18 protein-coding genes are annotated in these 25,862 nt (G+C 73.2%); 4 read left to right on the top strand and 14 right to left on the bottom strand.

Annotation, left to right across the window (positions count from 1 at the left end; all coding sequences use genetic code 11):
- Position 1: 1 nt before the first annotated feature.
- From C2142_RS28170 to C2142_RS28155, 4 genes are all read right to left on the bottom strand, one after another.
- Complete coding sequence (locus C2142_RS28170) at positions 2-1,000, bottom strand: ABC transporter ATP-binding protein (RefSeq protein ID WP_148645536.1); 999 nt, start codon at positions 998-1,000, stop codon at positions 2-4.
- Between the two features lie 149 nt (positions 1,001-1,149).
- Positions 1,150-2,373: an NYN domain-containing protein gene (locus C2142_RS28165; protein WP_148645535.1), complete on the bottom strand. Its 1,224-nt coding sequence runs from the start codon at positions 2,371-2,373 to the stop codon at positions 1,150-1,152.
- A 266-nt stretch (positions 2,374-2,639) separates the two neighbouring features.
- Entirely contained in the window at positions 2,640-3,686 is a 1,047-nt protein-coding gene (locus tag C2142_RS28160; RefSeq protein WP_148645534.1) for an aspartate-semialdehyde dehydrogenase, read from the bottom strand.
- Between the two features lie 109 nt (positions 3,687-3,795).
- Positions 3,796-4,695, bottom strand: coding sequence for a dihydrodipicolinate synthase family protein (locus C2142_RS28155; RefSeq protein WP_148645533.1), 900 nt, complete (start codon positions 4,693-4,695; stop codon positions 3,796-3,798).
- Between the two features lie 72 nt (positions 4,696-4,767).
- Here C2142_RS28155 and C2142_RS28150 point away from each other — a divergent pair, with 72 nt between their 5' ends.
- Complete coding sequence (locus tag C2142_RS28150) at positions 4,768-5,655, top strand: LysR family transcriptional regulator (protein ID WP_148645532.1); 888 nt, start codon at positions 4,768-4,770, stop codon at positions 5,653-5,655.
- Positions 5,656-5,684: 29 nt separating this feature from the next.
- Here C2142_RS28150 and dnaE read toward each other — a convergent pair whose 3' ends face one another.
- Complete coding sequence (gene dnaE, locus C2142_RS28145; protein WP_148645531.1) at positions 5,685-9,242, bottom strand: DNA polymerase III subunit alpha; 3,558 nt, start codon at positions 9,240-9,242, stop codon at positions 5,685-5,687.
- A gap of 201 nt (positions 9,243-9,443) precedes the next feature.
- Between dnaE and C2142_RS28140 the strand changes: the two genes are divergently transcribed.
- Positions 9,444-10,772, top strand: coding sequence for a DUF2252 domain-containing protein (locus C2142_RS28140; RefSeq protein ID WP_148645530.1), 1,329 nt, complete (start codon positions 9,444-9,446; stop codon positions 10,770-10,772).
- Positions 10,773-10,809: 37 nt separating this feature from the next.
- Here the strand turns inward: C2142_RS28140 and C2142_RS28135 are convergent, their stop codons facing one another.
- The 3 genes from C2142_RS28135 to C2142_RS28125 form a co-directional block, all read right to left on the bottom strand.
- Complete coding sequence (locus C2142_RS28135; RefSeq protein WP_148645529.1) at positions 10,810-12,024, bottom strand: hypothetical protein; 1,215 nt, start codon at positions 12,022-12,024, stop codon at positions 10,810-10,812.
- Positions 12,025-12,149: 125 nt separating this feature from the next.
- Positions 12,150-12,767 (bottom strand): DUF6193 family natural product biosynthesis protein, encoded by a 618-nt coding sequence (locus tag C2142_RS28130; protein ID WP_148645528.1) that lies wholly within the window; start codon positions 12,765-12,767, stop codon positions 12,150-12,152.
- Between the two features lie 193 nt (positions 12,768-12,960).
- The gene (locus C2142_RS28125; RefSeq protein WP_241002823.1) at positions 12,961-13,551 is read right to left on the bottom strand and encodes a dienelactone hydrolase family protein; all 591 of its coding nucleotides are present in this window, start codon (positions 13,549-13,551) and stop codon (positions 12,961-12,963) included.
- Between the two features lie 190 nt (positions 13,552-13,741).
- Here C2142_RS28125 and C2142_RS28120 point away from each other — a divergent pair, with 190 nt between their 5' ends.
- Complete coding sequence (locus C2142_RS28120; protein ID WP_148645973.1) at positions 13,742-15,376, top strand: alkaline phosphatase D family protein; 1,635 nt, start codon at positions 13,742-13,744, stop codon at positions 15,374-15,376.
- Positions 15,377-15,415: 39 nt separating this feature from the next.
- Here the strand turns inward: C2142_RS28120 and C2142_RS28115 are convergent, their stop codons facing one another.
- The 6 genes from C2142_RS28115 to C2142_RS28090 form a co-directional block, all read right to left on the bottom strand.
- Entirely contained in the window at positions 15,416-16,273 is an 858-nt protein-coding gene (locus C2142_RS28115; protein WP_148645527.1) for an ABC transporter permease, read from the bottom strand.
- Positions 16,270-19,125, bottom strand: a complete 2,856-nt coding sequence (locus C2142_RS28110; RefSeq protein WP_148645526.1) for an alpha/beta fold hydrolase — start codon at positions 19,123-19,125, stop codon at positions 16,270-16,272. The genes C2142_RS28115 and C2142_RS28110 overlap by 4 nt, the downstream gene beginning before the upstream one ends.
- A gap of 106 nt (positions 19,126-19,231) precedes the next feature.
- Positions 19,232-19,693, bottom strand: a complete 462-nt coding sequence (locus C2142_RS28105; protein WP_148645525.1) for a GNAT family N-acetyltransferase — start codon at positions 19,691-19,693, stop codon at positions 19,232-19,234.
- A 27-nt stretch (positions 19,694-19,720) separates the two neighbouring features.
- Positions 19,721-20,659 (bottom strand): RluA family pseudouridine synthase, encoded by a 939-nt coding sequence (locus tag C2142_RS28100; protein WP_148645524.1) that lies wholly within the window; start codon positions 20,657-20,659, stop codon positions 19,721-19,723.
- Between the two features lie 72 nt (positions 20,660-20,731).
- Entirely contained in the window at positions 20,732-21,307 is a 576-nt protein-coding gene (lspA, locus tag C2142_RS28095) for a signal peptidase II (RefSeq protein WP_241002822.1), read from the bottom strand.
- Between the two features lie 208 nt (positions 21,308-21,515).
- Positions 21,516-22,025 carry a TraR/DksA family transcriptional regulator gene (locus C2142_RS28090; RefSeq protein WP_241002821.1) on the bottom strand — a complete coding sequence of 170 codons (510 nt, stop codon included), beginning with the start codon at positions 22,023-22,025 and terminating at the stop codon, positions 21,516-21,518.
- Positions 22,026-22,725: 700 nt separating this feature from the next.
- On the opposite strand from C2142_RS28090, the gene ileS reads away from it, so the two are divergent.
- Positions 22,726-25,854, top strand: coding sequence for an isoleucine--tRNA ligase (ileS, locus tag C2142_RS28085; protein ID WP_148645522.1), 3,129 nt, complete (start codon positions 22,726-22,728; stop codon positions 25,852-25,854).
- Positions 25,855-25,862: the final 8 nt, after the last annotated feature.

Below are 25,862 nucleotides of genomic sequence, written 5' to 3'. Positions count from 1 at the left end.
GTCACTTGGCCAGTCCTCCATGGCGGCCACCCAGCTTGAGGTAGGCGTCCTCAAGGCTCGGGGTGGCCAGGGTGAAGTCGTCCAGGGCGGCGAAGGCCGGGCCGGTGGTGACGGCGGCGACCAGTTCGCGGGCCTGCTCGGGGGTGGTGCGCACGGTCCAGCGGCGGCCTGTGCGCTCGGCCCGTTCGGCCAGGGCCGCGACGGCGGGCACCGCCAGCGGCGCCTCGTCCCGCCAGACCAGGTCGAGCCGGACGTCGCCGTCGACCAGCGCCTTGAGCCCGCCGGGCGTGTCGCAGGCGATCACCCGGCCCTCGTCGATCACCGCGACGCGGTCCAGCACGGTCTCCGCCTCGATCACGTTGTGGGTGACCAGCAGGACGGTGGCCCGCCGCTCGGCCCGGCGCCGCTCGACGGCGGTCCAGACGGCGCGCCGGGCGACCGGGTCCATGCCGGTGGTCGGCTCGTCCAGGACGAGCAGCGGCCGGTCCCCGACCAGGGTGGCGGCGAAGCAGGCGAGCCGGCGCTGGCCGCCGGAGAGCTTGGCGAGCGGCCGGTGGGCGAGCGGCTCCAGGGCCAGCTCGGTGAGCACCTCGTCGGCGGCGGCCCGGGCCTGCGCCCGGCCGAGGCCGCGCAGCCGGCCGGTGGTCTCGGCGGCGAGCGCGACGGTCAGCTCGTCCAGCGCGGTCGACTCCTGGCCGAGGTAGCCGAGCAGCCGGGCGGCCCGCTCGGGGTGGCGGACGACGTCGTGGCCGAGGATCTCGACGGAGCCGGAGTCGGGCCGCAGCAGTCCGGTGAGCTGGCGGACCAGGGTGGACTTGCCGGCCCCGTTGGGTCCGAGCAGCCCGAAGATCTCGCCCTGCCGGACGGTCAGCGTGATGCCGTCGTTCGCCCGGATCGGGGCGATGGGGCCGCCGCGCCCGGAGCGGTACGTCTTGACCAGGTCGCGTACGGCACAGCACGGCGAGGTCTCCTGGGGCGCCCGCCCGGCCGTCTCGTCCACGAGCGAAGACTTTACGCCGTGGAGCCCGCGAACCGGACAAGGGGGCCCGATCCCCCGCAACCGGTACGGCCCGCGTCGTCCGCCAGGGCCCGGTCCTCCACCACCAGGCCCGTCGGGCCCCGGTCCTCCACCACCAGGTCCGTCGGACCCTAGTCCTCCACCACCAGGTCTCCGCCGGGGACCCGGCCGGCCAGCTCCTTCCAGAAGCCGGCCCGGATCGCGTACCGGTCGTGCTCGTCGATCTGGTCGTCCTTGTGCGCGAGCAGGCCGAACCGGGCGGCGTAACGGAGCAGTTCGCCGTCGACCCGGTGCGGGATGCGCGGGTAGTCGGGCCAGAGCGCGGTGAGCCGTTCGACGTCGCCGAGCCGCTCGGTCCAGCGGCGGGCGAAGACCTGGCCGACCTCGTGGGCGTCGCCGCCGATGGTGGTGATGTCCTCCTCCCGGTCGGCCCAGCGCTGTTCGGCGGTGGTGAGCTGGGCCAGGGTGGGCAGGCTGTCGCCGGCGGTGACGGCCTGCTCGGCGGTCGGCCGCTCGACCCAGCCCCGGTCGGAGGACCAGCGCAGCACCGGGCCGGTCGGGTGGTGGGCGACGGCGGACTGCGGGGCGGTGGCCCGCCCGGCGATGTCCTTGGGGGTGGGGACGACCTTGAGCGCGGTGGCGGCCGCCGCCGGGCGCCCGTTGGTCCCCGGCCCGTCGGCGGGCAGCGGACCGGCGGCGGTCACCGGGCCGGCCACCGGGACGACGCTGTGCGGGGCCGCGGGCGGGGCGGCGAGGATCTTGGCGATCTCGTGGCGCGGCCCGGGGGCGGGGAAGACCACGGAGGTCTCGCGCAGGCTGAACGAGCCCTCGATCCACTCCCGGTCCAGGACCCGGCGCTCGTCGGCCTCGCCGACCAGGTCCTCGGACTGGTTGAAGTCGCCGTCGGCGGCCTGGAGCGCCCAGAGGTGGACGACCACGCCGTGCTCCTTGGCGGACATCATGCCGGGCAGCAGGTCGCCGTCGCCGGTGATCAGCACGACGTCGGCGCAGGCCCGGTTGCGGGCGAGTTCGGAGAGCTCGGCGTGCATCGCGGCGTCCACGCCCTTCTGCACCCAGCGGCCCTCGGCCCGGGTGAGGGCGCCGAGCCGGACGGTCACCCGCGGCAGGACCCGCAGGCGGCGGTGCTCGGGCATCGGGCGGCGGTCGGGCGCCGCGTCGAACCAGTAGATCCGCAGCAGCGGCAGGCCGGTCTCGGCCTCGGCGCGCTCACGCAGGGCGGTGATCAGCGCGGTGTGGTCGACGGTGACCTTGGAGCGGGACGGGTCCCCGGCGAGCAGGCTGGCGGCGGCGCCCAGCAGGTATCCGGCGTCCACCAGGACGACGCAGCGGTCCATCGCGCACCTCTTTTCGCTCGCCCTCGGGGTCAGGCGCCGCCACGGCCGGCGGTACCGGATGGGCGCGGTCCGCCCGGCGTTCGGGCCCGCGTGGGGTGAGGGGGAGCCCGTGGCCGCCCGATCGTTGGGTCACCTTTACCCCTGGTTCGCGCGCCGAACCTCGGCGGATGTCGCGGTCCGGCAACGGGCGGCCGGGGCGCGGCGCCCCGCGAACGCACGGCGGGACCCCGTCCGCGGACGGGGTCCCGCCGGGTGCGGCCGGGGTGTCAGCCCTTGAGCTCCGCGGCGACCAGCTCGGCCAGCTGGACGGCGTTGAGCGCGGCGCCCTTGCGCAGGTTGTCGTTGGAGACGAACAGCGACAGGCCGTGCTCGACCGTCTCGTCCGCCCGGATGCGGCCGACGTAGCTCGGGTCCCGGCCGGCGGCCTGGAGCGGGGTGGGGATGTCGCTCAGCTCGACGCCGGGGGCGCCGGCGAGCAGCTCGACCGCGCGCTCGGGGCTGATCGGGCGCTCGAAGCGGGCGTTGATCTGGAGCGAGTGGCCGGAGAAGACCGGGACGCGCACGCAGGTGCCGGCCACCTTCAGCCCGGGGATGCCGAGGATCTTGCGGCTCTCGTGGCGGAGCTTCTGCTCCTCGTCGGTCTCGTTGGAGCCGTCCTCGACGATGGAGCCGGCCAGCGGCAGCACGTTGAAGGCGATCGGGCGCTTGTAGACCTTGGGCTCGGGGAACTCCACCGCGGAGCCGTCGTGGGCGAGCGCGGAGGCGCCGTCCACGACCTTGGCGGCCTGGTCCTGGAGCTCGGCCACGCCGGCGACGCCGCTGCCGGAGACGGCCTGGTAGGTGGAGACGACCAGCGCGGCGAGGCCGGCCTCGTCGTGCAGCGGGCGCAGCACCGGCATGGCGGCCATGGTGGTGCAGTTCGGGTTGGCGATGATGCCCTTGGGACGGTCGGCGATCGCCTGCGGGTTGACCTCGGAGACGACCAGCGGGACCTCGGGGTCGCGGCGCCAGGCGGAGGAGTTGTCGATCACCACGGCGCCGGCCGCGGCGGCCTTCGGGGCGAGGGCCTTGGAGGTGGCGCCGCCGGCCGAGAAGATCACGATGTCCAGGCCGGTGTAGTCGGCCGTGGCGGCGTCCTCGACGGTGATCTCGGTGCCCTGCCAGGGCAGCGTGCGCCCGGCCGAACGGGCCGAGGCGAACAGCCGCAGCTGCTCGACCGGGCCCACTCCACCGGGGAGGTCTGCGCGCTCCGCCAGGATCTCGCGGACCACGCCGCCGACCTGGCCGGTGGCCCCCACAATGCCGATCTTCATTCCGACTACTCCTCTTGATGTTGCTGGTCACAGCCGCACTCTGCCCATCATGCCTTGTCACGCGGGAGGGGCGGCCTGGCATTCCAGGGTGTGAGAGGCCGTGCCTCGTCTACCGGTCGAGACCACTCGCCAGTTCCAGCGCCGCGGCCACCTCCGCCGGGCCGGCCGGCAGCAGCGGCAGCCGGACGTCCGGGGTGGGGATCCGGCCCTGGGCGTGCAGCACGCCCTTGACCACGGCGGGGTTCGGCGCGGCGAAGGCGGCGGCCGCCAGGGCGGCGAGCCGGTGGCCCAGCGCGCGGGCCCGCACGGCGTCCCCGGCCTCCCAGGCGTCGGCCAGCTCCACGAACCGCGCGGTGGCCAGGTGGGCGGAGGCCAGGATGCCGCCGGCGGCGCCCAGCGCCAGCATCGGTGCGAGGAAGACGTCCTCGCCGGTCAGGACGGCGAAGCCCTCGGGCCGGGCGGCGAGCAGCTCCACCGCGTCCTGGTCCAGCCCGCCGGTCGCGTACTTGACGCCCGCCACGCCGGGGACGGCGGCCAGTTCCAGCATCGCGGCGGCGGAGAGCGGCTGCCCGGTGCGGTACGGGATGTGGTAGACGATCAGCGGCACCGGGCTCGCCTCGGCCAGCGCCCGGAAGTGCGCGACCGTGCCGGCCTCGCCCGGCCGCACGAAGGAGGGCACGGTGACCAGTGCGGCCGCCACCCCCGGTACCCGCTCGCGCAGCCCGGCGAGCTCCTCGGCGGCCGCCCGGGTGCCCGGCCCGCCCGCGCCGACGACCAGCCGCCCGCCGCGCTCGGCGCAGACGGCCGCGCAGACCTCGGTCACCGCACGCCGCTCGTCCGCGCTCAGCGTGGCCGGCTCGCCGGTGGTGCCGAGCGCCACCAGTCCGGCCGCGCCGTCGTCCAGCAGTGAGGCGGCCAGCTTCTCCAGCGCGTCCAGCGCCACCGAGCCGTCGGCGGCGAAGGGGGTGACCAGCGGGACGTAGATGCCCTTGAGAGTGGTGTGTTCCATGGCTCCGATCCTGCGGGCCGCCGATCCCGCAGGTCCAGTTCACATTTCCGAGGCTTCTCGTAAGCTGGGCCGATGCTCGACGTCCGACGCCTGCGCCTGCTGCGCGAACTCGCCCACCTCGGCACCATCGCCGCCGTCGCCGAGGCGCTCTCGTTCAGCCCTTCGGCGGTCTCCCAGCAGCTGTCCGTCCTGGAGAAGGAGGCCGGCGTCCCGCTGCTGGAGCGCACCGGCCGGCGGGTCGCGCTGACGCCGGCCGGGCTGGGCCTGGTCCGGCACGCCGAGGCCGTGCTGGAGCGCCTGGAGCAGGCGGACGCCGAACTCGCCCATGCGCGGCAGGGGTTGGCCGGGCCGCTGCGGATCGGCACCTACCCCTCGGCGGCCCGGGCGATCCTCCCCGCCCTCCTCGCCGAACTGGCCGGCTGGCACCCCGGCCTGGAGCCGATGGTGACGGAGGTGGACCCGGCCGCGGTCGCCGCGGCGCTGCGCGCGGGCGAGCTGGACGTGGCGCTGGTGCACGAGTACGACCTGGTGCCGGCCGACCCGGAGCCCGGCCTGGCGGTGACCCGCCCGGTCTTCACCGAGCCGATGTACCTGGCGGCGCTCGGCCCGGGCACGATCGCCGGGCAGCGCTCGGCGCCGTGGATCATGGCGCCGCCGGGCACGCTCTGCCACAGCATGGCCGTCCGGGCCTGTGAGAGCGCCGGGTTCGCACCGCGCATCCGGCACCAGATCGACGACTTCGCCACCGTGCTCGCCCTGGTCGCGGCCGGCCAGGGCGTGGCGCTGGTCCCCCATCTGGGCACCGCGCAGCCGCCGTCCGGCGTCGTCCTCACCCGCCTGCCGATGTACCGCCGCACCCGGGCCGCCTTCCGCGCGGGCGCGGGCTCCCACCCGGCGATCTCGGCCTTCGTCTCGGCCCTCCACACCGCGGTGCCGCCGGGCCTCGGCGGTGAGTCGTAGCCGTCGACGACCCTCCGCCGCAGGCGGTCTCAGCCCGCCAGGCAGCTCGGCCCGAGCAGCTGCTTGAGGTCCCCGAACAGCGCCGGGTCGGACTTCACCCGGTGCCGGTCCAGCCGCAGCACCGTGGTGCTGTCACCGCGCCGGAGGTGGACGTGCACCTCGGTGGTCCCCTTGTGGTGGGCCAGCACCTCGCCGAGCCGGGTCACCACTGCCGGGTTGAGCCGGCTCTCGGCGATGGTGAGGGTGATCGGCAGCTGGGCGGCGACGTTGGTCAGGTCCGGGATGGCCAGCTCCATGCCCATCAGCCGCGGCACGTCCTCCCGCTTGTCCAGCTTGCCGCGGACGAACACCACCGAGTCCTCGACGAGTTGGGAGGAGACGAGCTGGTAGCTGGCCGGGAAGAACATGCAGTCGATCGAACCGGCCAGGTCCTCGACGGTGGCGATCGCCCAGGCGTTGCCCTGCTTGGTCATCTTCCGCTGGAGGCCCGAGATGATGCCGCCGATGGTGACGATCGAGCCGTCCGGCCGCTCCGCGAGGTCGGCCACCGCGCAGTCCGCCTTGTCGGCGAGGAGGTGCTCGATGCCGTGCAGCGGGTGCGAGGAGACGTAGAGGCCGAGCATCTCCCGTTCCTGGGTGAGCAGGAAGGACTTGTCCCACTCCTCCTCGGAGAAGACGACGTCAAGCCCGAAGCTCGGCTCGTCGCTGACCGCGTCGCCCCCGCTCTGCCGAATCTCAGCGGAGCTGAACAGGTCGAACTGGCCCTCGGCCTGCTTGCGCTTGACCCCGACGACGTTGTCGATCATCGGCTCGAACTGCGCGGTGAGGCCCTTGCGGGTGTGCCCGAGCGAGTCGAACGCGCCCGCCTTGATGAGGGATTCGACGGTCCGCTTGTTGCAGACCACCGACTCCACCTTCTCCAGGAAGTCCGGGAAGGAGCCGAACTTCCCCTTGGCCTTCCGGGTGCGGATCATCGACTCCACCACCGGCCCGCCGACGTTGCGGATGGCGGTGAGGCCGAACCGCACCAGCTCGTCACCGTGCGGGGTGAAGTCGGAGTCCGACTCGTTGACGTCCGGCGGCAGCACCTGGATGCCCATCTTGCGGCACTCGTTGAGGTAGACCGCCGACTTGTCCTTGTCGTCCTTCACGGAGGTGAGCAGACCGGACATGTACTCGGCCGGGTAGTTGGCCTTGAGGTAGGCCGTCCAGTACGAGACCAGCCCGTACCCGGCGGTGTGCGCCTTGTTGAACGCGTAGCCGGAGAAGGGGACGAGCACGTCCCACACCGCCTGGATCGCCGCGTCCGAGTAGCCGTGCTCCCGGCAGCCCCTCTGGAACGGGACGAACTCGGCCTCCAGGATCTCCTTCTTCTTCTTGCCCATGGCCCGGCGCAGCAGGTCGGCCTGGCCGAGCGAGTAGCCGGCCAGGATCTGCGCGGCCTTCTGCACCTGCTCCTGGTAGACGATCAGGCCGTAGGTCGGCTTGAGGATCTCCTCCAGGGGCTTCTCCAGCTCCGGGTGGATCGGGGTGATCTCCTGCTGGCCGTTCTTGCGCAGCGCGTAGTTGGTGTGCGAGTTGACGCCCATCGGGCCCGGCCGGTACAGCGCGAGGACGGCGGAGATGTCCTCGAAGTTGTCGGGCTTCATCAGGCGCAGCAGCGAGCGCATCGGCCCGCCGTCGAGCTGGAAGACACCGAGCGTGTCGCCGCGGGCGAGCAGTTCGTAGGTGGGCTTGTCGTCGAGGGGCAGATCAAGCAGGTTGATCTTGACGCCCTTGTTCCGCTCGATCGCCTTGACGGCGTCGTCCATGATCGTCAGGTTGCGCAGACCGAGGAAGTCCATCTTGAGAAGGCCGAGGCCCTCGCAGGTGGGGTAGTCGAACTGCGTGATGGTGACGCCGTCGGTGTGCCGGGTCCACACCGGGATGTGGTCGGTCAGCGGTTCGGCGGACATGATGACGCCGGCCGCGTGCACGCCGGGCTGGCGGATCAGGCCCTCGATGCCGCGGGCGGTGTCGATCACCTTGCGGACGTCCGGGTCGTTCTCGTAGAGCCCGCGGATCTCGCCGGCCTCGCCGTAGCGCGGGTGCGAGGAGTCGGTGATGCCGGAGAGCGGGATGCCCTTGCCCATGACGTCCGGCGGCATCGCCTTGGTGATCCGGTCGCCCATCGCGTACGGGTAGCCGAGGACGCGGGAGGAGTCCTTGATGGCGGCCTTCGCCTTGATGGTGCCGTACGTGACGATCATGGCGACCTTGTCGGAGCCCCACTTCTCCGTCACGTACCGGATCACGTCACCGCGCCGGCGCTCGTCGAAGTCGATGTCGACGTCGGGCATGGAGATGCGCTCGGGGTTGAGGAAGCGCTCGAAGATCAGGCCGTGCGGGATCGGGTCGAGGTCGGTGATGCCCATCGCGTACGCGACCAGCGAGCCGGCCGCCGAACCACGGCCGGGGCCCACCGCGATGCCCTGGCTCTTCGCCCACATGATGAAGTCGGCGACCACGAGGAAGTACGCCGGGAACCCCATCTGGATGATGGTGTCCATCTCGTACTCGGCGAGCTTCCTGTGCTCGTCGTCGTACCCGTTCGGGAAGCGCCAGTCCATGCCCTTCCACACCTGGGCCTTGAAGAAGTCCGCCTCGGACTCGTAGCCCTCCGGGATCGGGAAGCGCGGCATCAGGTTCCTGAACTCGAACATGCCGGTGGTGTCGACCCGCTGCGCCACCAGCAGCTGGCTGTTGCGGCAGCCCTCCTGCCAGGCGTCCGAGGAGTCCAGCGCGTACATCTCGGCGGCCGACTTGATGTAGTAGCCGGTGCCGTCGAAGCGGAAGCGGTCCGGGTCGGAGAGGTTCTTGCCGGTCTGCACGCAGAGCAGCAGGTCGTGGGCGCCGGCGTCGGACTCGGTGGTGTAGTGCGAGTCGTTGGTGACCACCGGCGGGATGTCCAGCTTCCGGCCGATCTCGATCAGCCCGTCGCGGACCCGCTTCTCGATGTCGAGGCCGTGGTCCATCAGCTCCAGGAAGTAGTTCTCCTTGCCGAAGATCTCCTGGTAGTCGGCGGCGGACCTCAGCGCCTCGTCGAACTGGCCGAGCCGGAGCCGGGTCTGCACCTCGCCGGAGGGACAGCCGGTGGTGGCCATCAGGCCGGCCGCGTGCTCGGAGATGATCTCCTTGTCCATCCGGGGCCACTTCACCAGCCAGCCCTCGGCGTAGGAGCGCGAGGTCAGCTTGAAGAGGTTGTGCAGGCCCTCCTTGTTCCGGGCCCAGATGGTCTTGTGGGTGTAGGCGCCGGACGCGGAGACGTCGTCCTTCTTCTGGTGCGGCTGTCCCCAGAGGATGCGCTTGGTGTTGGAGCGGGACTCCGGCGCGACGTACGCCTCGATGCCGATCACCGGGGTGATGCCCGCGGCGGTGGCCTGCTTGTGGAACTCGGCGGCGCCGTACATGTTGCCGTGGTCGGTCATCGCGACATGGGTCTGGCCCAGCCGTTCGACCTCCTTGAACAGCTGCTTCAGCCGGGCGGCCCCGTCCAGCATCGAGTACTCGGTGTGGACGTGCAGGTGCGCGTACGGCTGGTCGCTCAAGGCGGGGCCTCCGGAGGCTCGTGCTGTCTGGCTGGCCGGCGAACGCGCAGGTCACGAAGGGTCCTGGAAACATATGAGGCCCGAGCCGCTTCACCAGGGGCCCGGACCAGCTCTCACACGTTCACGGTCCTACTCTAGCCTTCGCCCAAGCCCGGATCGCTTCGAGCCAGGCCTTTCACCCGCTCTAAGAGGACGCCCTTCATGCCGCACCCGCAGCCCACCGCCACCGACCGCGCCGAGACCATACTCGGCGTCTTCGACACGGCCTTCGGCGACCTGCTCGCCAAGGACCCGGCGGCCTTCCGGGTCAAGTTCCGGAAGATGGCCGCCTCCGCCTTCGCCTTCTACCGGGGCACCGCCGGGCTCTACTACGCGGACCTCACCTCCTCCCCCTTCGACGCCTACGGGACGCCGTTCCTGGACGAGCGCACCAGCCGGGTCTGGATCCACGGCGACCTGCACGCGGAGAACTTCGGCACCTACCTGAACTCCGAGGGCCGCCTGGTCTTCAACGTCAACGACTTCGACGAGGCCTACGTCGGCGCCTTCACCTGGGACGTCCAGCGCCTGGCCGCCTCGCTCGCCCTGATCGGCTACGCCAAGGCGCTCTCCGACGGGACGATCACCCAGCTGGTCACCGCCTTCGCCGACGCGTACCGGTCCCGCATCGCCGCCCACGTCACCTCCGGCGACGCCGACCCGTACACCCTGGACACCGCCACCGGCCCGGTCCTGGAGACCCTGCGCGAGGCCCGCCTCCAGACCCGGGTCGCGCTCCTCGACGGCGACACCGTCGTCGAGGGCTACGACCGCCGCTTCCGCCTCGGCGGCGGCGCGATCGAGCTCGACGAGCCCACCAAGGCCGAGGTGCTGGCCGCCTTCGACGCCTACCTGGCCACCCTGCCGCCGGCCTCCCGGACCCGCCCGGAGTCGCTCAAGGTCAAGGACGTGGTCGGCCGCCAGGGCATCGGCATCGGCTCGGCGGGTCTGCCCTCGTACAACCTGCTGCTGGAGGGCCACACCGACGCCCTTGAGAACGACGTGATCATCTACATGAAGCAGGGCCAGATCCCTGCCGTGTCGCGCCACGTCACGGACCCGGCGATCGCCGGCTACTTCGAGCACGAGGGCCACCGCACGGTCATCTCCCAGCGCGCCCTCCAGGCGCACAGCGACCCGTGGCTCGGGTACACCACCCTGCACGGCCGCGGCCAGCTGGTCGCCGAGGTCTCCCCGTACGCCACCGACCTCGACTGGACGGACCTCAACGAGCTGTCCGACCTGCTCGCCGTCACCGAGTACCTCGGCCGGGCCACCGCCACCATGCACGCGGCGGCCGACGAGTCCTCCAGCGGCCACACCCTGGTGCCGTTCTCCACCGAGCACGCCATCCACGAGGCGATCGCGCGCGACGAGGCCGGGTTCACCGGGATGCTGGTCGACTTCGCGCACGCGTACGGGGCCCGGGCCCGCGCCGACCACCAGCTGTTCGTGGACCTCTACCGCAACGGCCGGATCCCCGGCCTGTAGGGCTCACCGGCCCGACGGGCTCACCGGCCTGACGGGCTCAGGGGGTCAGGGTCGCCAGCCGCTCCCCGGCGGCGTCCCTGACCCCGGCCTCCTCCATCGGGTCGTCCCGCAGGCAGGCCAGCCGCTCCCGCACCTCGGGCCGGTCCGGAGCGTGCGCCACCCCGAGCAGCCGGGCGTCCTCCTCGCAGTCCCAGAGGCACTCCACGTGGACCGACTCCAGCCCCGCCGGGCCGATCTGCGCCAACGCCTCCAGGTAGGCCGCCCGCTCGTAGGAGTGCGGCGTCCACAGCCAGAACCGCCGCAGCAGCGACACCGCGTCCGCCGCCCCGGGCCCGAACCGGGCCAGCCCGCGCGCCGTGTACATCGGCCCGCCCCAGCTGCGCGCCACCCAGTCCCGCTCCAGGTCGGCCACCAGCACGGGAATGTCCTCGGCCTCCCCGTGCTCGGCCAGCACCCGGCACCCGAGCGCGACCAGCCACGGCTCCCCGGTGCCCGCCCACTCCCGGGCGGCGGGCACGGCCGGCGCCCCGAGCCCGCGGACCACGGCGGGCAGCCGCGGCAGTGCGAGCCCACCGTCCGCCGTCCCCAGCGACGGCACCAGTGGGACGAGGCCCGGCTCCGGCGCCCGGGCGGCCAGTGCGCAGAGCGCGGTCACCTTACGGCTCTGCGGCTCGGCCGGATCGGCGAGCAGCTCCAGCAGTCGCGCGCTCGCCACCTCCGGCATCGGGTCCCGCCCGCCGACCGCGCGCCCGGGCCGCGGCACGGCCAGCCCCCAGTGGTCCCACGGTTCACCCCGCAGGTCCTCGGTGTGCCCCTTCGACCGCTCCCGCGCCGGGCCCGCGAGGTCGTCCCACCACTCCACCGGCCATGCCCCGGCCACGGACTCCAGCACGTCCACCCAGTGCTCACCCTCCCGGACGTAGGCCCGCAGAGCCTCCCGGGCCTCCACCGAGCCGTCGAGGGCCAGCAGCTCCAGCACCCGGGCGGCCCGCTCGCAGGCGTCCTCGCCGCCGGCCAGCACCTCGATCACGGGCCCCAGCGGCAGCTCCAGGTCCCGCAGCAGCCTGGCCAGGTACAGGTGCCGGTCGTCCGTCTGCCGGTCCCACCGCCAGTCCCACCGCAGGCACCCGTACACCAGCCCGGCGGCCGCCGCCGGGTCCTCCGCCGCCATCCGCGCCCCGAGCCCGCGCCCCCGCTGCAACAGCCCGGGCAGTGTGTGCGCCGGCGCGTGCTCGTATCTCCGCTCTGCCACGCCTCCATCGTCCCCCAGCCCCGGGCGCGCGCGGGCGCCGGGGGCTGGGGGCCAGGTTCGGGGGCGGCATCCGGGGGCGGCGTCCGGTACCGCACCGAGCCGGCCTGCGTGAGCGCCGCCGCCGGTCAGCGCGCGGGGCCGGCGCCCTCCGGCAGGCGTGCCACCACGAGGGCGACGGCCTCCTCCGCGGTGTCGAAGCACGCGACGGGCCCCCCGTCGTTCCACACGGCGTACCGGCCCTCGTGGTTCGGGTCGACAGTGCCCCCGACCTTCGCCCTCCACGGCGTCTCGACGGTGGTGGAGAACCAGAGGTTGAAGTGGCTGTTGACCGGCATCAGCCGCCGGAGCACCGGCTGGGCGTACGCGGCCGCCAACAAGGCGTGGGGGCGGGGGTGCCGGTCGTAGGGCGGCAGATGGACGCGGTCCAGCTTGATCATCCACATCAGCTCGACCGGGTCGAGCGGCGCCCGCTCCTGGGCGAGGGCCCACTCCCGGAAGCGCACGAACGGCGCGGCCGCCGCGGTCGCCTCCAGGCCCGCACCACCCATCCACGCCGCCGTCGCGCCGACCACCTCGGCCACGTCCCCGGTCAGCCCGCCGGCCAGCGGGGCGCCGTGGCCGTCGAAACGCACCTGGTAGGGGTGGCCCGACCGTGGCGGGTTCACGACCACCCGCCGGCCGGTCTCGCCGTCCTTGAACTCGACGATCCGCTCCCACGCCCCCGCCGGCTCGGGCAGCCCCACCCCGAGCTCCTCCGCCGTGCGCCTCAGCAGCGCCGCCGGCGGCACCTCGTCCTCGTCCTTGTCCTCACCAAGCCCACCGAAGAGTTCACCATGCCCCCGTCCTGCCCAACCCCCGCGGCAACCGGCCCGGAACCCGAAGATCCGCGCGGGCCGCCGGCCGGCGGCGTCCCCGGGTGTCCGGCCGCCGCGGCCGTCAGCCCTCCTGCTCGTCCAGCTCGGCCAGGAAGTCCAGCGCCACCGCCCAGGTCTGCTCCGCCGCCTCGGCGTCGTAGTCGGGCAGCCCCGGGTCGGTGTAGACGTGCCCGGCGCCCCGGTAGCGGTGGATCTCGACGTCGGCGCCGGCCCGCCGCATCCCCAGGTACCAGGCGTTCAGCCAGTCCTCGGGCTCGAACGGGTCCGGCTCGGCGATGTGCAGCTGGACGGGGATGGAGGTGGCCGCGTCCTCGCGGATGTCGGAGGTGCCGTGCAAGAGCAGCAGGCCGAGCGCCTTCTCGTCGGCCAGGGCGAGGTTCTGCGCGAGCGAGCCGCCGAGCGAGAGGCCCGCGTAGACGAGCGCGTCGCCCGAGCCGAGCAGCGGGGCGGCCGCACCCACGGCCCGGCGCAGCAGTTCGTCGCTGCCGAGCTCCTCCTTGTACGCCATGCCCTCCTCGACGTCGTCGAAGGTGCGGCCCTCGAACAGGTCGGGGGTGTGCACGGTGTGCCCGGCGGCGCGCAGCCGGTCGGCGGCGGCGTGGACGGCGGGGCGCAGGCCGTACACGGAGTGCAGAAGCAGGATCTGGGCCACGGGGAACTTCCTTGCGACAGAGGGCGGATCGTTCACCATCATCGCGCATGGCCGCCGGGTGGCCGCGTGCGGCCGAGCCGGTGGCAGGACGTCACGTCGCGGTGAATCGGCGACAAACAGTCAGTTCAGCATATGGAACGGACCATTACCGACCGGTAGCCTGTCGGCCGTGACTGACCTTGTCGATGACATGACCGCCGCCCGCCCGCGCCGCCGCCAGGTGCTGAAGGCCACCGCCATCGTGGCCGGTGCCGCCGCCGTGCCGCTGGCCCTCGGCACCGCGGCCGAGGCCGCGACCGCCCCGCAGTTCCTCCACGGCGTCGCCTCCGGCGACCCGCTCCCCGACGGCGTCCTGCTCTGGACCCGGGTCACCCCGACCCCCGAGGCCGTCCCCGGCTCCGCCACCGGCCCCGACACCGAGGTCCGCTGGGAGCTGGCCACTGACAAGGCCTTCACCCGCATCGCGGCCAGCGGCACGGTGACCGCCACCGCCGCCTCCGACCACACCGTCAAGGCCGACGTCCGCGGCCTGACCGCGGACACCACCTTCTGGTACCGCTTCACCGCCGGCGCCACCGTCTCCCCCGTCGGCCGCACCCACACCACCCCGGCCGCCGACGCCGCCCTCGACCACCTCCGCTTCGGCGTGGCCTCCTGCGCCAACTGGGAGGCCGGCTACTTCTCCGCCTACCGCCACCTCGCGGCCCGCGGCGACCTCGACGCCTTCCTCTTCCTCGGCGACTACATCTACGAGTACAAGACCGGCGAGTACTGCGCCCGCGGCACCGTGGTCCGCCCGCACGCCCCGACGCACGAGATCATCAACCTGGCCGACTACCGTACCCGGCACGGCCGTTGCAAGACCGACGAGGACCTCCAGGCGCTGCACGCGCAGGTCCCGACGATCGCGATCTGGGACGACCACGAGTTCGCCAACGACGCCTGGTCCGGCGGCGCCGAGAACCACACCCCGGGAACCGAGGGCGACTGGGCCGACCGCGTGGCCGCCGCCAAGCAGGCCTACTTCGAGTGGATGCCGGTCCGCCCGTCCATCGCCGGCACCACCTACCGCCGCCTGCGCTACGGCAAGTTGGCCGACCTGTACCTGATGGACCAGCGCTCGTTCCGCTCCCAGCAGGTCAAGGTCGGCAACGGCGGCGTCGACTCGGCCGACCGCACCATCACCGGCCGGGCCCAGATGGACTGGCTGAAGGCCGGGCTCAGCACCTCCGACACCACCTGGCGGCTGATCGGCAACGAGGTGATGATCTCGCCGGTCGCGTTCTTCTCGCTGCCCGACTACATCCTGCGGCCGCTGGCCAAGCTGCTCGGCCTGCCCGGCGAGGGCCTGGCCGTCAGCACCGACCAGTGGGACGGCTACACCCACGACCGCCGCGAGCTGCTCGGCCACCTCAAGGCCAACGGCATCACCAACACCGTCTTCCTCACCGGCGACATCCACTCCGCCTGGGCCGCGGACGTCCCGAACGAGGCCGCCACCTACCCGCTCTCCGGTAGTTCCGCCACCGAGTTCGTGGTCACCTCGGTCACCTCGGACAACATCGACGACGTCCTCAAGGTGGCCCCGCAGACCGTCTCGCTGGCCGCCGCCGCCGCGATCAAGGCGGGCAACCGCCACATCAAGTGGGTCGACCTGGACTCGCACGGCTACGGCGTCCTGGACATCACCCCGGGCCAGACGCAGATGGACTACTACGTGCTCTCGGACCGGACCCGCAAGGACGCCACCGCCTCGTGGACGCGCTCCTACCGCACCAAGTCCGGCACCCAGCAGATCGAGCGGGTCTACTCCCCCGTCAAGTGAGCCGCCGGTCCTGAGGGGTGCGCCCGCGCGGCGCGCCCCTCAGGACACCACGTCCTTGCGGGCGAACCCGCGGAACGCCAGCGCCAGCAGCACCACCGCGTACGAGAGCGACAGCGAGACGCCCTGCACCATGCCGCCCCACTCCAGCTGCGGCTGCAGGGCGTCCGCCCAGGCGTACTGCCAGTGCGCGGGCAGCCACTCGCGCAGGCCGCCGAGTGCGGTGACGGCGTCCAGCACCCCGGTGACGATCGAGGCGAACACCGCCCCGCCGACCGCGCCGAGCGGCGCGTCGGTGGCGGTCGAGAGCCAGAACGCCAGCGCCGCGATCACCACCTCGCTCAGGAGGACGTACGCCACCGCGATCGCCAGCCGCGGCAGCGCCTCCCCCGCCGACAGGCTCACCCCTGCCGGCAGCTTCAGGTCCCCCCAGCCGTACGCGGCGGTGCCCACCAGCAGCCCGATCGCCGGCAGCAGCACCACGGCGGCGGCCGAGAACGCCAGCCCCACCGCGAACTTGCGGGCCAGCAGCCGGGCCCGGGGCACCGGCGCCGCCAGCAGGTAGCGCAGCGAGGACCAGCTCGCCTCCGAGGCCACCGTGTCCCCGCAGAACAGCGCGACCGGGATCACCAGCAGGAAGCCGGTGCCCATGAAGAGCATGGTGGTCGCGAAGTTGGGCCCCGAGGCGGTGGCCAGCTCGATGAAGGTGGTCCGGTCGGTCCGGCCGGGCGTGCCACCGATCTGGAACGCGGCCAGGATGACGAACGGCAGCGCCGCCAGCACCCCGCCGATCACCATGGTCCGGCGGCGCCGCAGCTGGCGCATCGCCTCGACCCGCAGCGGCAGCGTCCGGCCCGCCCGGTAGCCGGCGGCGTGGTCCGGTGAAACGACGGCACTCATGCCGGGCCTCCGATCAGTGACAGGAACGCGTCCTCCAGGCGGCGGTGCGGACCGGCCCGTTCCACCGGCACGCCGAGGCGCACCAGCTCGGCCAGCAGCCGGCTGGCCGTCATGCCGTCCAGCCTCACCAGCAGCCCGCCCTCGACCGGCTCGACCGAGCCGACCCCGTCCAGCGCCGCCGCCTTGTCGGCGGCCGCCGCCAGCTCCTGGGGCCCGTACGAGGCCGGGGTGCCGACCAGCAGCAGCTCGCCCGCGCCGACGATCTCGGCGACGGCGCCGGCGGTGACCAGCCGGCCGCGGTCCATCACCACCAGGTCGGTGCAGCTCTGCTCCACCTCCGAGAGCAGGTGGCTGGAGACGATGACGGTCCGCCCGGCGGCGGCGTACCGGATCATCACCTCGCGCATCTCGCGGATCTGCGGCGGGTCCAGCCCGTTGGTCGGCTCGTCCAGGATCAGCAGGTCCGGCAGCCCGAGCATGGCCTGGGCGATCGCGAGGCGCTGCCGCATGCCCTGCGAGTAGGTGCGCACCGCCCGGTCCAGCGCCTCGCCGAGCCCGGCGATGGCCAGCGCCTCCTCCAGGTGGGCGTCGGCCTCCGGGCGGCCGGTGGCCTGCCAGTAGAGCCGCAGGTTGGCCCGGCCGCTGAGGTGCGGCAGGAACCCGGCCCCCTCGACGAAGGCGCCGACCCGGGAGAGCACCGGCGTGCCCGGGCGCACCAGGTGGCCGAAGATCCGGATCTCGCCCTCGTCGGGCCGGATCAGGCCCATCAGCATCCGCAGCGTGGTGGTCTTGCCCGCGCCGTTGGGCCCGAGCAGGCCGAGCACCTGGCCCTGTTCCACCCGGAAGCCCAGCTCCCGGACGGCGTACCGGTCGGCGGATCCCTTGTAGCGCTTGCTCAGGCCGGTGATCTGCAACGGCACCCCGGCCAGCGCCGGGTCGTACGCCGGTCCGCGGGCCACCCGGCCGCGTCGGCGCAGCCGCGGCAGCAGGAGCAGTGCGGCCGCGACCGCGACGGCGACCAGCGGCAGGACCCAGGTCCGGGCGGGCAGCGGCGCCGCCTCGGTGACCAGCCCGTCGACGGTCGGCACGGTGAGCGCCCCGGCGACGGCCGCGCGGTAGGTGGCGGGCTCGGCGGGCGAGGCGTACGCCAGGTCGGTCGAGGCGAGGACCAGCCGCAGGCGGTGCCCGGCGGAGAAGGTGTGGTCGACGACGGGCAGCGCCACCGTGACGGTCCTGCCGCCGGCCGCGTCGGCGCCGGTCACCCGGAGCGGGGCGGCGAGCTGCTGCGGCAGGCTCTGCTTGCCGTCCGGGGCGACGTCGTAGAGCTTGGCGAAGAGCACCGCGTCCGGCTTGTCGGCCTGCACCCGGACCGGCACGGTGGGCTGTCCGGTCAGGTGCAGCGGGCCGTCCAGCGGCGCGCTGTCGAAGGTGGCGTACTGCCCGGGGAAGTCCAGCGAGAGCCCGGCGCCCAGGGCGGCGGCCTGGCTGAGCGCGCCGATGCCGGGCAGGGCGGAGATGTTCGGCGGGGCGCCGCCGGGCGGGTTGGCGAAGGTCTGTTCGGCGCCGGCCGTGCCGCCGTTCAGCTCGACGGTGTGCGAGCCGGTGCCGCCGAGGCTTGGGTAGGCATCGGCGGAGGCGCCGCGCAGCACGGCCTGGAAGCCGGTGGAGTCGACGCCGCCGGTGCGGGTGACCCGGAACGCCGGGCCGGTGCCGTTCCCCGAGCGCTCCGGGCCGGGGTTCTTCGGGCCGGGGTTCTTCAGGTAGCGGTCGAACCAGGCGCCCACCCGGTCGTCGACCCGGGCGCTGGTGTCGGTGCCGCCGTCGTGCCCGCCGGCGAACCAGTCGACCGCCACCGGAGCGCCGTTGGCCGCGACCGCGCGGGCGATCGCGTCGCCCTGGTCGAGCGGGAACAGCGAGTCCTGCTGGCCCTGGACGACCAGGGTGGGCGCCTTGAGCCGGTCCGCGACCGAGGACGGGCTGGAGCGCTCCAGCAGCGCGACGGCCTCCGGATCGGCGTGCCCGGCGGTCGCGACCCGGTCGTACATCCGGCAGAGCTCGTCCAGGAACCGCCCGCAGCCGACCGTCCCGTCCACCGGCCCGGCGGTGGCCCCCGCCGTCGCGCGCGGCGCGCCGCCGGACGGACCAAGGCCGCCCGCCGGGCCAGGGGCTGCCGACCCGGTGGTGAAGAAGATCCCGGCCCAGAGCTTCTTGAACACCCCGTCCACCGCGCCCGAGCCCTGCACCCCCTGCGGGAACAGCGCGTCGGCCAGGTTCCACCAGGTGATCTGGCTGGCCACCGCGTCGATCCGGCCGTCGTACGCGGAGCCGAGCAGTGCCACCGCGCCGCCGTAGGAGGCGCCGGTGATGCCCACCCGCGGGTCGCCGGGCCCGTCCAGCTGCACCTCGGGCCGCTGGGCCAGCCAGTCGACCAGGTGCTTGACGTCCTGCACCTCGCGGTCGGGCGCGTTGAGGCCGATCCTGCCGCCGGAGTGCCCGAAGCCGCGCGCCGACCAGGTCAGCACCGCGTAGCCCTGCCGGGCCAGCTCCCGGGCGCGGTCGCGCTCGCCCTCCTTGGATCCGCCGAAGCCGTGGCCGAGCAGGACGGCCGGGCGCGGGCTCGTCCCGGTGGTGAAGAAGGAGGTGTCCAGCTGGACCTGCCGGTCGCTGCCGGGGGTCTCCGGCATGCCGAGGAAACGGTCCTCCTGCCGGACCGCCTGCTGCCCGCCGTCCGCGACGGCCACCGCCGTACCGACCCCGGCCACCGCCACCAGGGCGACCGCTCCGGCCAGTAGTCTCCGTCCGGCCGCCGTCCCGCGACCGCGCCACCGGCGCCACGCCCCACCGAGCTCCATGGTCGGTGATCGTATCCGCCGGGCCGGTAGGCGTCCGATAAAGCCGCCCGGAACACCCGCGGCCCGCGGGCGACGGCGGGAGCGGCGGACCCGCCCCCGCCGTCGGTCAGAGCACCCGCGTCATCGTCCGGTGCGGGATCCCCGCGTCGTCGTAGACCGGCCCCTCCGCCGCGTACCCGAGCCGCTCGTAGAAGCCGAGTGCCTGCACCTGCGCGTGGAGCTCGACCTCGCGCGCCCCGCGGTCCCGGCCGGCCGCCTCGACCGCCCGCACCAGGTCGGCGCCCAGCCCCGTCCCGCGCGCCGCCTTCACGACCGCGAGCCGCCCGAGCAGCACCCGCCCCTCGATCCCGCCGGTCAGCTTCAGCGCCTGCTCGCCGTGGATCAGCCGGGCGGTGCCGAGCGGCTCACCTGCCGGTCCGACCGCCAACAGGTGCTCCGAGGTCGGGTCGAGGTCGTCCCACTCCTCCTCCTCGGCGATCCCCTGCTCGACGATGAACACCTCGCGCCGGACGCCGTGCACCAGCGCGAGGTCCGCCTCGCCGCCGGCCACCCTGATGACCGTGCCCATCCCAGTCCTCCCCCGTCCCCGGTTCTCTCAGCTCTCGGAAGCGATGATGTCGAGCGCCTTGCGCAGGTCCGCCGGGTACTCGCTGGCGAACTGCACCCACTCGCCGTCCGACGGGTGCTCGAAGCCCAGCGAGACCGCGTGCAGCCACTGCCGGGTCAGGCCGAGCCGCTTGGCCAGCGTCGGGTCGGCGCCGTAGGTGAGGTCGCCCACGCAGGGGTGGCGCAGCGCGGACATGTGGACCCGGATCTGGTGGGTGCGGCCGGTCTCCAGCTTGATGTCCAGCAGCGAGGCGGCCCGGTAGGCCTCGATCAGGTCGTAGTGGGTGACGGACGCCTTGCCGTCGCGGGTGACCGCCCACTTCCAGTCCGAGCTGGGGTGGCGCCCGATCGGCGCGTCGACGGTGCCGCTCATCGGGTCCGGGTGGCCCTGCACGAGGGTGTGGTACTTCTTCTCGGTCACCCGGTCGTGGAACTGCCGCTTGAGGTCGGTGTACGCGCGCTCCGACTTCGCCACCACCATCAGGCCGGAGGTGCCGACGTCGAGCCGGTGCACGATGCCCTGGCGCTCGGCGGCGCCCGAGGTGGAGATGCGGTAGCCGGCCGCGGCCAGGCCGCCGATCACGGTGGGGCCGGTCCAGCCGGGGCTGGGGTGCGCGGCGACGCCGACCGGCTTGTCGACGAGCACGATGTCCTCGTCGTCGTGGACGATGCGCATGCCCTCGACGTGCTCGGCGACGATCTGCACGGGCGCGGCGGGGGCGGGGATCTCGACCTCCAGCCAGGAGCCGGCGGTCACCCGGTCCGACTTGCCGGCCACGGCGCCGTCGAGCGCCACCTTGCCGTCGGCGGCCAGTTCGGCGGCCTTCGTCCGGGAGAAGCCGAACATCCGGGCGAGGGCGGCGTCGAGGCGCTCGCCCTCCAGGCCGTCGGGAACGGGGAGGCTGCGGATCTGCGCTGCGGTACTCACCCGTACGAGTATGCCGGACGCGGACGCCGCCCCTCGCCCCTGCCGCCCGGCCCGCGCTCCCCCCGGCCGGGCCTACTCGCCCTGGCCGCCGGCCTTCCCGCCCTTCTCCGCCTGCTGGTGGACGGTGCCGTCCGGGTTGCTACCACGGAAGGAGAGCAGGACGACGAGGATGCCGCCGCAGACGATCGCCGAGTCGGCGAGGTTGAAGACCGCGAAGTGCTGGACGGAGATGAAGTCCACCACGTGACCGCGGAAGGCGCTCGGCGCGCGGAACAGCCGGTCGGTGAGGTTGCCCAGGGCGCCGCCGAGCAGCAGCCCGAGCGCGATCGCCCACGGGAGGCTGTACAGCCGGCGGGCGATCCGCCAGATCACCACGATGACGGACGCGGCGATCACCGTGAAGACGATGGTCAGCGCCTGCCCCATGCCGAAGGCGGCCCCGGAGTTGCGGATCACCTGGAAGGTCACCACGTCGCCGACCACCTTGATCGCCGCGTGGTTCTCCAGCCTGGCGACGACCAGCAGCTTGGTGCCCAGGTCGATCAGGAAGGCGACGAGCGCGACGGTCATCAGGACGCCGATCCGGCGCCGGCCCCTGGGCGTCTCCTGCTCCGCCGGGGTGGCGGTCACCTCACCGGGCTCGGCCACGGCCTCCTCCACGACTCCGGCGGGGGTGGGGACGGCTTCGTCCCGCGTCTGGGGGGAACCTTGCGTACTGATGATCCGCTCCGCTGCCGATGGGGGTCCCCCCGGTCGAAGGCGGGGGGAGAGTGGGCCGCTGGTCGCCGGGACGGGCCGGTCGGGCGACGTTACGGGGTCGAGCGTACGGCAAGCCCGACCCCCCGCGTCGTCCCGGTCAGCGGCGTTCCTGCTTGGCCTTGCACTGGACGCAGAGCGTCGCGCGGGGGAAGGCCTGGAGGCGGGCCTTGCCGACCGCCTGGCCGCAGGACTCGCAGATGCCGAAGCCGACGCCCTCCAGCCTGACCAGGGCGTGCTCGGTCTGGGCGAGGCTGTCCCGGGCGTTGTTGGCGAGGGCCAGCTCGCTCTCCCGCGAGATGTTCTTCGTACCGGCGTCCACCTGGTCGTCGCCGGCTCCGTCGTTGGAGTCACGCATCAGACCGGTGATGGCGGCCTCGGCGGCGTCGATCTCGTTCTGCAGCCGCTCCAGTTCGCTGATCAGCTCGGCGTGCAGCTCGTGGACCTCCTCGGAGGTCCACGGGTCCTCTCCCGGGCGGACCGGGAGCTCGGCCGGGTCCACCGATTCCGCGCCGCCGCCGCGGGCCGCGGTGGCGGCCGGGGTGCGGGTGCGGCCGGGGGCCACGAGCGTGGTGTCGTTGCTGGTCTTGTGCCGTGCGGTAGTGGTCACGGTCCCCTCCCCTGGTTCGCCTGCCACGGCCTTGCGTGCCCGCTTGGTGGCGGTACCCGCGCCGGTTGCCTTCTCAGCCATGGCTTCGACCCCATTTACGAACGAATTGAGCCGCCGGTTCCCGGCGGCCTCCAGTGCCGGAACGATAATCCCCATCAAAACCGGTCACAACATGACATACCGACGCCTCACCATGATCCCACCCAGGCAGCCGCCACAGCCGCCCCGCCCCGCGCGCTGACCAGAGTTGTGCCCAGATCACCCCCTCCTAACCACCTCGCCGACCACCCCGGACGAGCCGCTCCGGTGCCGGTCGCAGGACGGTCGGCACGCCGACGGGGCACGGGCGGGCCAGGGGCGGGGCACCGGCGGAACGCGGGCCCCGCGACGGGAAGAACCGACTTGCGGCGGCCGATACACTGGGTCTGCAAGGCGCAGATGGGACGAGTACCGACGTACGCAGCCACCAGCGACCCGGGGACGGTGTGAGCCCGGGGGCGTGCACGGCGGGAAGATCACCCCGGAGCCGCCGGAAGAACGGCCCAGGCAGCACGCAGCGGCCCACTAGACCCGGCAGCAAGCCCAAACAAGAGGGCCGCAGGCAGCATCGCGGCCAAGGAGGGTGGTACCGCGGGGCGGCTCGCCGTCTCGTCCCTCCGTCGGATCCAGTCCACGCATCCGCCGGAGGTAGACGCCCGCGATGACCCCCTACAACCCCGTTCCCGCGCAGGTCGACCTGCCCGCCCTGGAGCACCGGATCCTGTCGTTCTGGCAGGACAACAAGGTCTTCCAGCGCAGCCTCGAACAGTCCGAGGGCCGCCCCGAGTGGGTCTTCTACGAGGGCCCGCCGACCGCCAACGGCATGCCCGGCGCCCACCACATCGAGGCCCGCGTCTTCAAGGACGTCTTCCCCCGCTACCGGACGATGAAGGGCTACCACGTCGCCCGCAAGGCCGGCTGGGACTGTCACGGCCTCCCGGTGGAGCTGGCCGTCGAGAAGGAGCTCGGCTTCTCCGGCAAGCAGGACATCGAGGCGTACGGCATCGCCGAGTTCAACGCCAAGTGCCGCGAGTCGGTGACCCGCCACACCGACGCCTTCACCGAGCTCACCACCCGCATGGGGTACTGGGTCGACCTCGACGAGGCCTACCGGACGATGGACCCGTCCTACGTCCAGTCCGTGTGGTGGTCGCTCAAGCAGATCTTCGACAAGGGCCTGCTGGTCCAGGACCACCGCGTCGCCCCCTGGTGCCCGCGCTGCGGCACCGGCCTCTCCGACCACGAGCTGGCCCAGGGCTACGAGACCGTGGTCGACCCCTCGGTCTTCGTCCGGTTCCCGCTGACCAGCGGCCCGCTGGCCGGCCAGGCCGCGCTGCTGGTCTGGACGACCACCCCGTGGACCCTGGTCTCCAACACCGCCGCCGCCGTCCACCCCGAGGTGACCTACGTGGTCGCCACCGACGGCGACGAGCGGCTGGTCGTCGCCGAGCCGCTGCTGGCCAAGGCCCTCGGCGAGGGCTGGGAGGCCACCGGCCAGTCCTTCACCGGCGCCGAGATGGAGCGCTGGGCCTACCGCCGCCCGTTCGACCTGGTCGAGATCGAGAACGCGCACTACGTCCTCAACGCCGACTACGTCACCACCGAGGACGGCACCGGCATCGTCCACCAGTCGCCCGCCTTCGGCGCCGACGACCTCGCGACCTGCCGCAAGTACGGCCTGCCGGTGGTCAACCCGGTGCTGGCCGACGGCACCTTCGCCCCCGAGGTCCCACTGGTCGGCGGCCAGTTCTTCAAGAAGGCCGACGAGGCCCTGGTCGCGGACCTCAAGGAGCGCGGCCTGCTCTTCCGCCACCTCCCGTACGAGCACAGCTACCCGCACTGCTGGCGCTGCCACACCGCGCTCCTCTACTACGCGCAGCCGTCCTGGTACATCCGGACCACCGCCGTCAAGGACGCGCTGATCCGCGAGAACGAGGCCACCAACTGGTTCCCGGAGACGGTCAAGCACGGCCGCTTCGGCGACTGGCTGAACAACAACATCGACTGGGCGCTGAGCCGCAACCGCTACTGGGGCACGCCGCTGCCGATCTGGCGCTGCGAGGAGGGCCACCTCACCTGCGTCGGCTCGTTGGCCGAGCTCTCCGAGCTGACCGGCACCGACCAGAGCGGCCTCGACCCGCACCGCCCGTACATCGACGACGTCACCTTCGCCTGCCGCGACTGCGGCGGCACCTCCACCCGGGTGCCCGAGGTGATCGACGCCTGGTACGACTCGGGCTCGATGCCGTTCGCCCAGTACGGCTACCCGTACCAGAACAAGGAGCTGTTCGAGAAGCGCTACCCGGCGCAGTTCATCTCCGAGGCGATCGACCAGACCCGCGGCTGGTTCTACACGCTGATGGCCGTCGGCACGCTGGTGTTCGACAAGAACAGCTACGAGAACGTCGTCTGCCTGGGCCACATCCTGGCCGAGGACGGCCGCAAGATGTCCAAGCACCTGGGCAACATCCTGCAGCCGATCCCGCTCATGGACCAGCACGGCGCCGACGCGGTCCGCTGGTTCATGGCGGCCGGCGGCTCGCCCTGGTCGGCCCGCCGGGTCGGCCACGGCACCATCCAGGAGGTGGTCCGCAAGACCCTCCTCACCTACTGGAACACCGTCGCCTTCCAGGCCCTGTACGCCCGCACCTCCGACTGGGCCCCCTCGGCGAACGACCCGGCCCCGGCCGACCGCCCGCAGCTGGACCGCTGGGTGCTCTCCGAGCTGAACACCCTGGTCCGCGAGGTCGACGCGGCCTTCGAGGCGTACGACACCCAGCGCGCCGGCAAGCTGCTCTCCGGCTTCGTCGACGACCTCTCCAACTGGTACGTCCGCCGCGGCCGCCGCCGCTTCTGGCAGGGCGACGCCGCCGCGCTCGCCACGCTGCACGAGGCGCTGGAGACGGTCACCCGCCTGATGGCCCCGCTCACCCCGTTCATCACCGAGCAGGTCTGGCAGGACCTGGTCGTCCCGGTCGCCCCGGACGCCCCGGCCTCGGTCCACCTGGCCACCTGGCCGGAGGCGGAGGAGGCGCTGATCGACGCGGACCTCTCCCGCCACATGGCGCTGGTCCGCCGCCTGGTCGAGCTGGGCCGGGCCACCCGCGCCGAGTCCGGCGTGAAGACCCGTCAGCCGCTCTCCCGAGCGCTGGTCGCGGCCCAGGGCTGGGAGGAGCTGCCGGCCGACCTGCGCGCGCAGATCGCCGAGGAGCTCAACGTCTCCGCCCTGGAGTCGCTGGCGGAGGTCGGGGGCTCGCTGGTCGACACCACCGCCAAGGCCAACTTCCGCGCGCTGGGCAAGCGCTTCGGCAAGGGCGTGCAGGACGTCGCCAAGGCGGTCGCCGCCGCAGACGCCGCCCGCCTCGCCGCCGACCTGCGGGCCACCGGCTCCGCCTCGGTGGAGCTGGACGGCGAGCGGATCCCCCTCTCGCCCGACGAGGTGATCATCACCGAGACCCCGCGCGAGGGCTGGGCCGTCGCCAACGAGTCCGGTGCCACCGTCGCCCTCGACCTGGCGATCACCCCGGAGCTCAAGCGCCTGGGCATCGCCCGCGACGCGATCCGCCAGATCCAGGAGGCCCGGAAGAACTCCGGCCTGGACGTCGCCGACCGGATCGTCCTGCGCTGGCGCGCCAGCGGCGAGGAGACCGCGGAGGCCATCGCCGAGCACGGCCCCCTGGTCGCCGAGGAGGTCCTGGCCACCGACTTCGCCGCCGGTGCCGCCGACTGGGAGTCCGAGACCTTCACCGACGAGGGCCTCGGCCTCGCCTTCCAGCTCCGCAAGGCCTGACCGGACGA

Origin of the sequence: Streptomyces sp. CB01881 (assembly GCF_002953255.1) — a bacterium.
Classification (GTDB): domain Bacteria; phylum Actinomycetota; class Actinomycetes; order Streptomycetales; family Streptomycetaceae; genus Kitasatospora.
The sequence above is the reverse complement of the archived record's forward strand: the minus strand, read 5'-3'. Positions and strand labels throughout refer to the sequence as shown.

Bases quoted from the DNA above. Each gene is read 5' to 3' on its own strand.
- C2142_RS28115 (WP_148645527.1), bottom strand. From the start codon at position 16,273: ATGAGTGCCGTCGTTTCACCGGACCACGCCGCCGGCTACCGGGCGGGC.
- C2142_RS28120 (WP_148645973.1), top strand. From the start codon at position 13,742: ATGACCGCCGCCCGCCCGCGCCGCCGCCAGGTGCTGAAGGCCACCGCC.
- ileS (WP_148645522.1), top strand. From the start codon at position 22,726: ATGACCCCCTACAACCCCGTTCCCGCGCAGGTCGACCTGCCCGCCCTG.
- C2142_RS28155 (WP_148645533.1), bottom strand. From the start codon at position 4,695: ATGGAACACACCACTCTCAAGGGCATCTACGTCCCGCTGGTCACCCCC.
- C2142_RS28140 (WP_148645530.1), top strand. From the start codon at position 9,444: ATGCCGCACCCGCAGCCCACCGCCACCGACCGCGCCGAGACCATACTC.
- C2142_RS28160 (WP_148645534.1), bottom strand. From the start codon at position 3,686: ATGAAGATCGGCATTGTGGGGGCCACCGGCCAGGTCGGCGGCGTGGTC.
- C2142_RS28165 (WP_148645535.1), bottom strand. From the start codon at position 2,373: ATGGACCGCTGCGTCGTCCTGGTGGACGCCGGATACCTGCTGGGCGCC.
- C2142_RS28150 (WP_148645532.1), top strand. From the start codon at position 4,768: ATGCTCGACGTCCGACGCCTGCGCCTGCTGCGCGAACTCGCCCACCTC.
- C2142_RS28105 (WP_148645525.1), bottom strand. From the start codon at position 19,693: ATGGGCACGGTCATCAGGGTGGCCGGCGGCGAGGCGGACCTCGCGCTG.
- C2142_RS28110 (WP_148645526.1), bottom strand. From the start codon at position 19,125: ATGGAGCTCGGTGGGGCGTGGCGCCGGTGGCGCGGTCGCGGGACGGCG.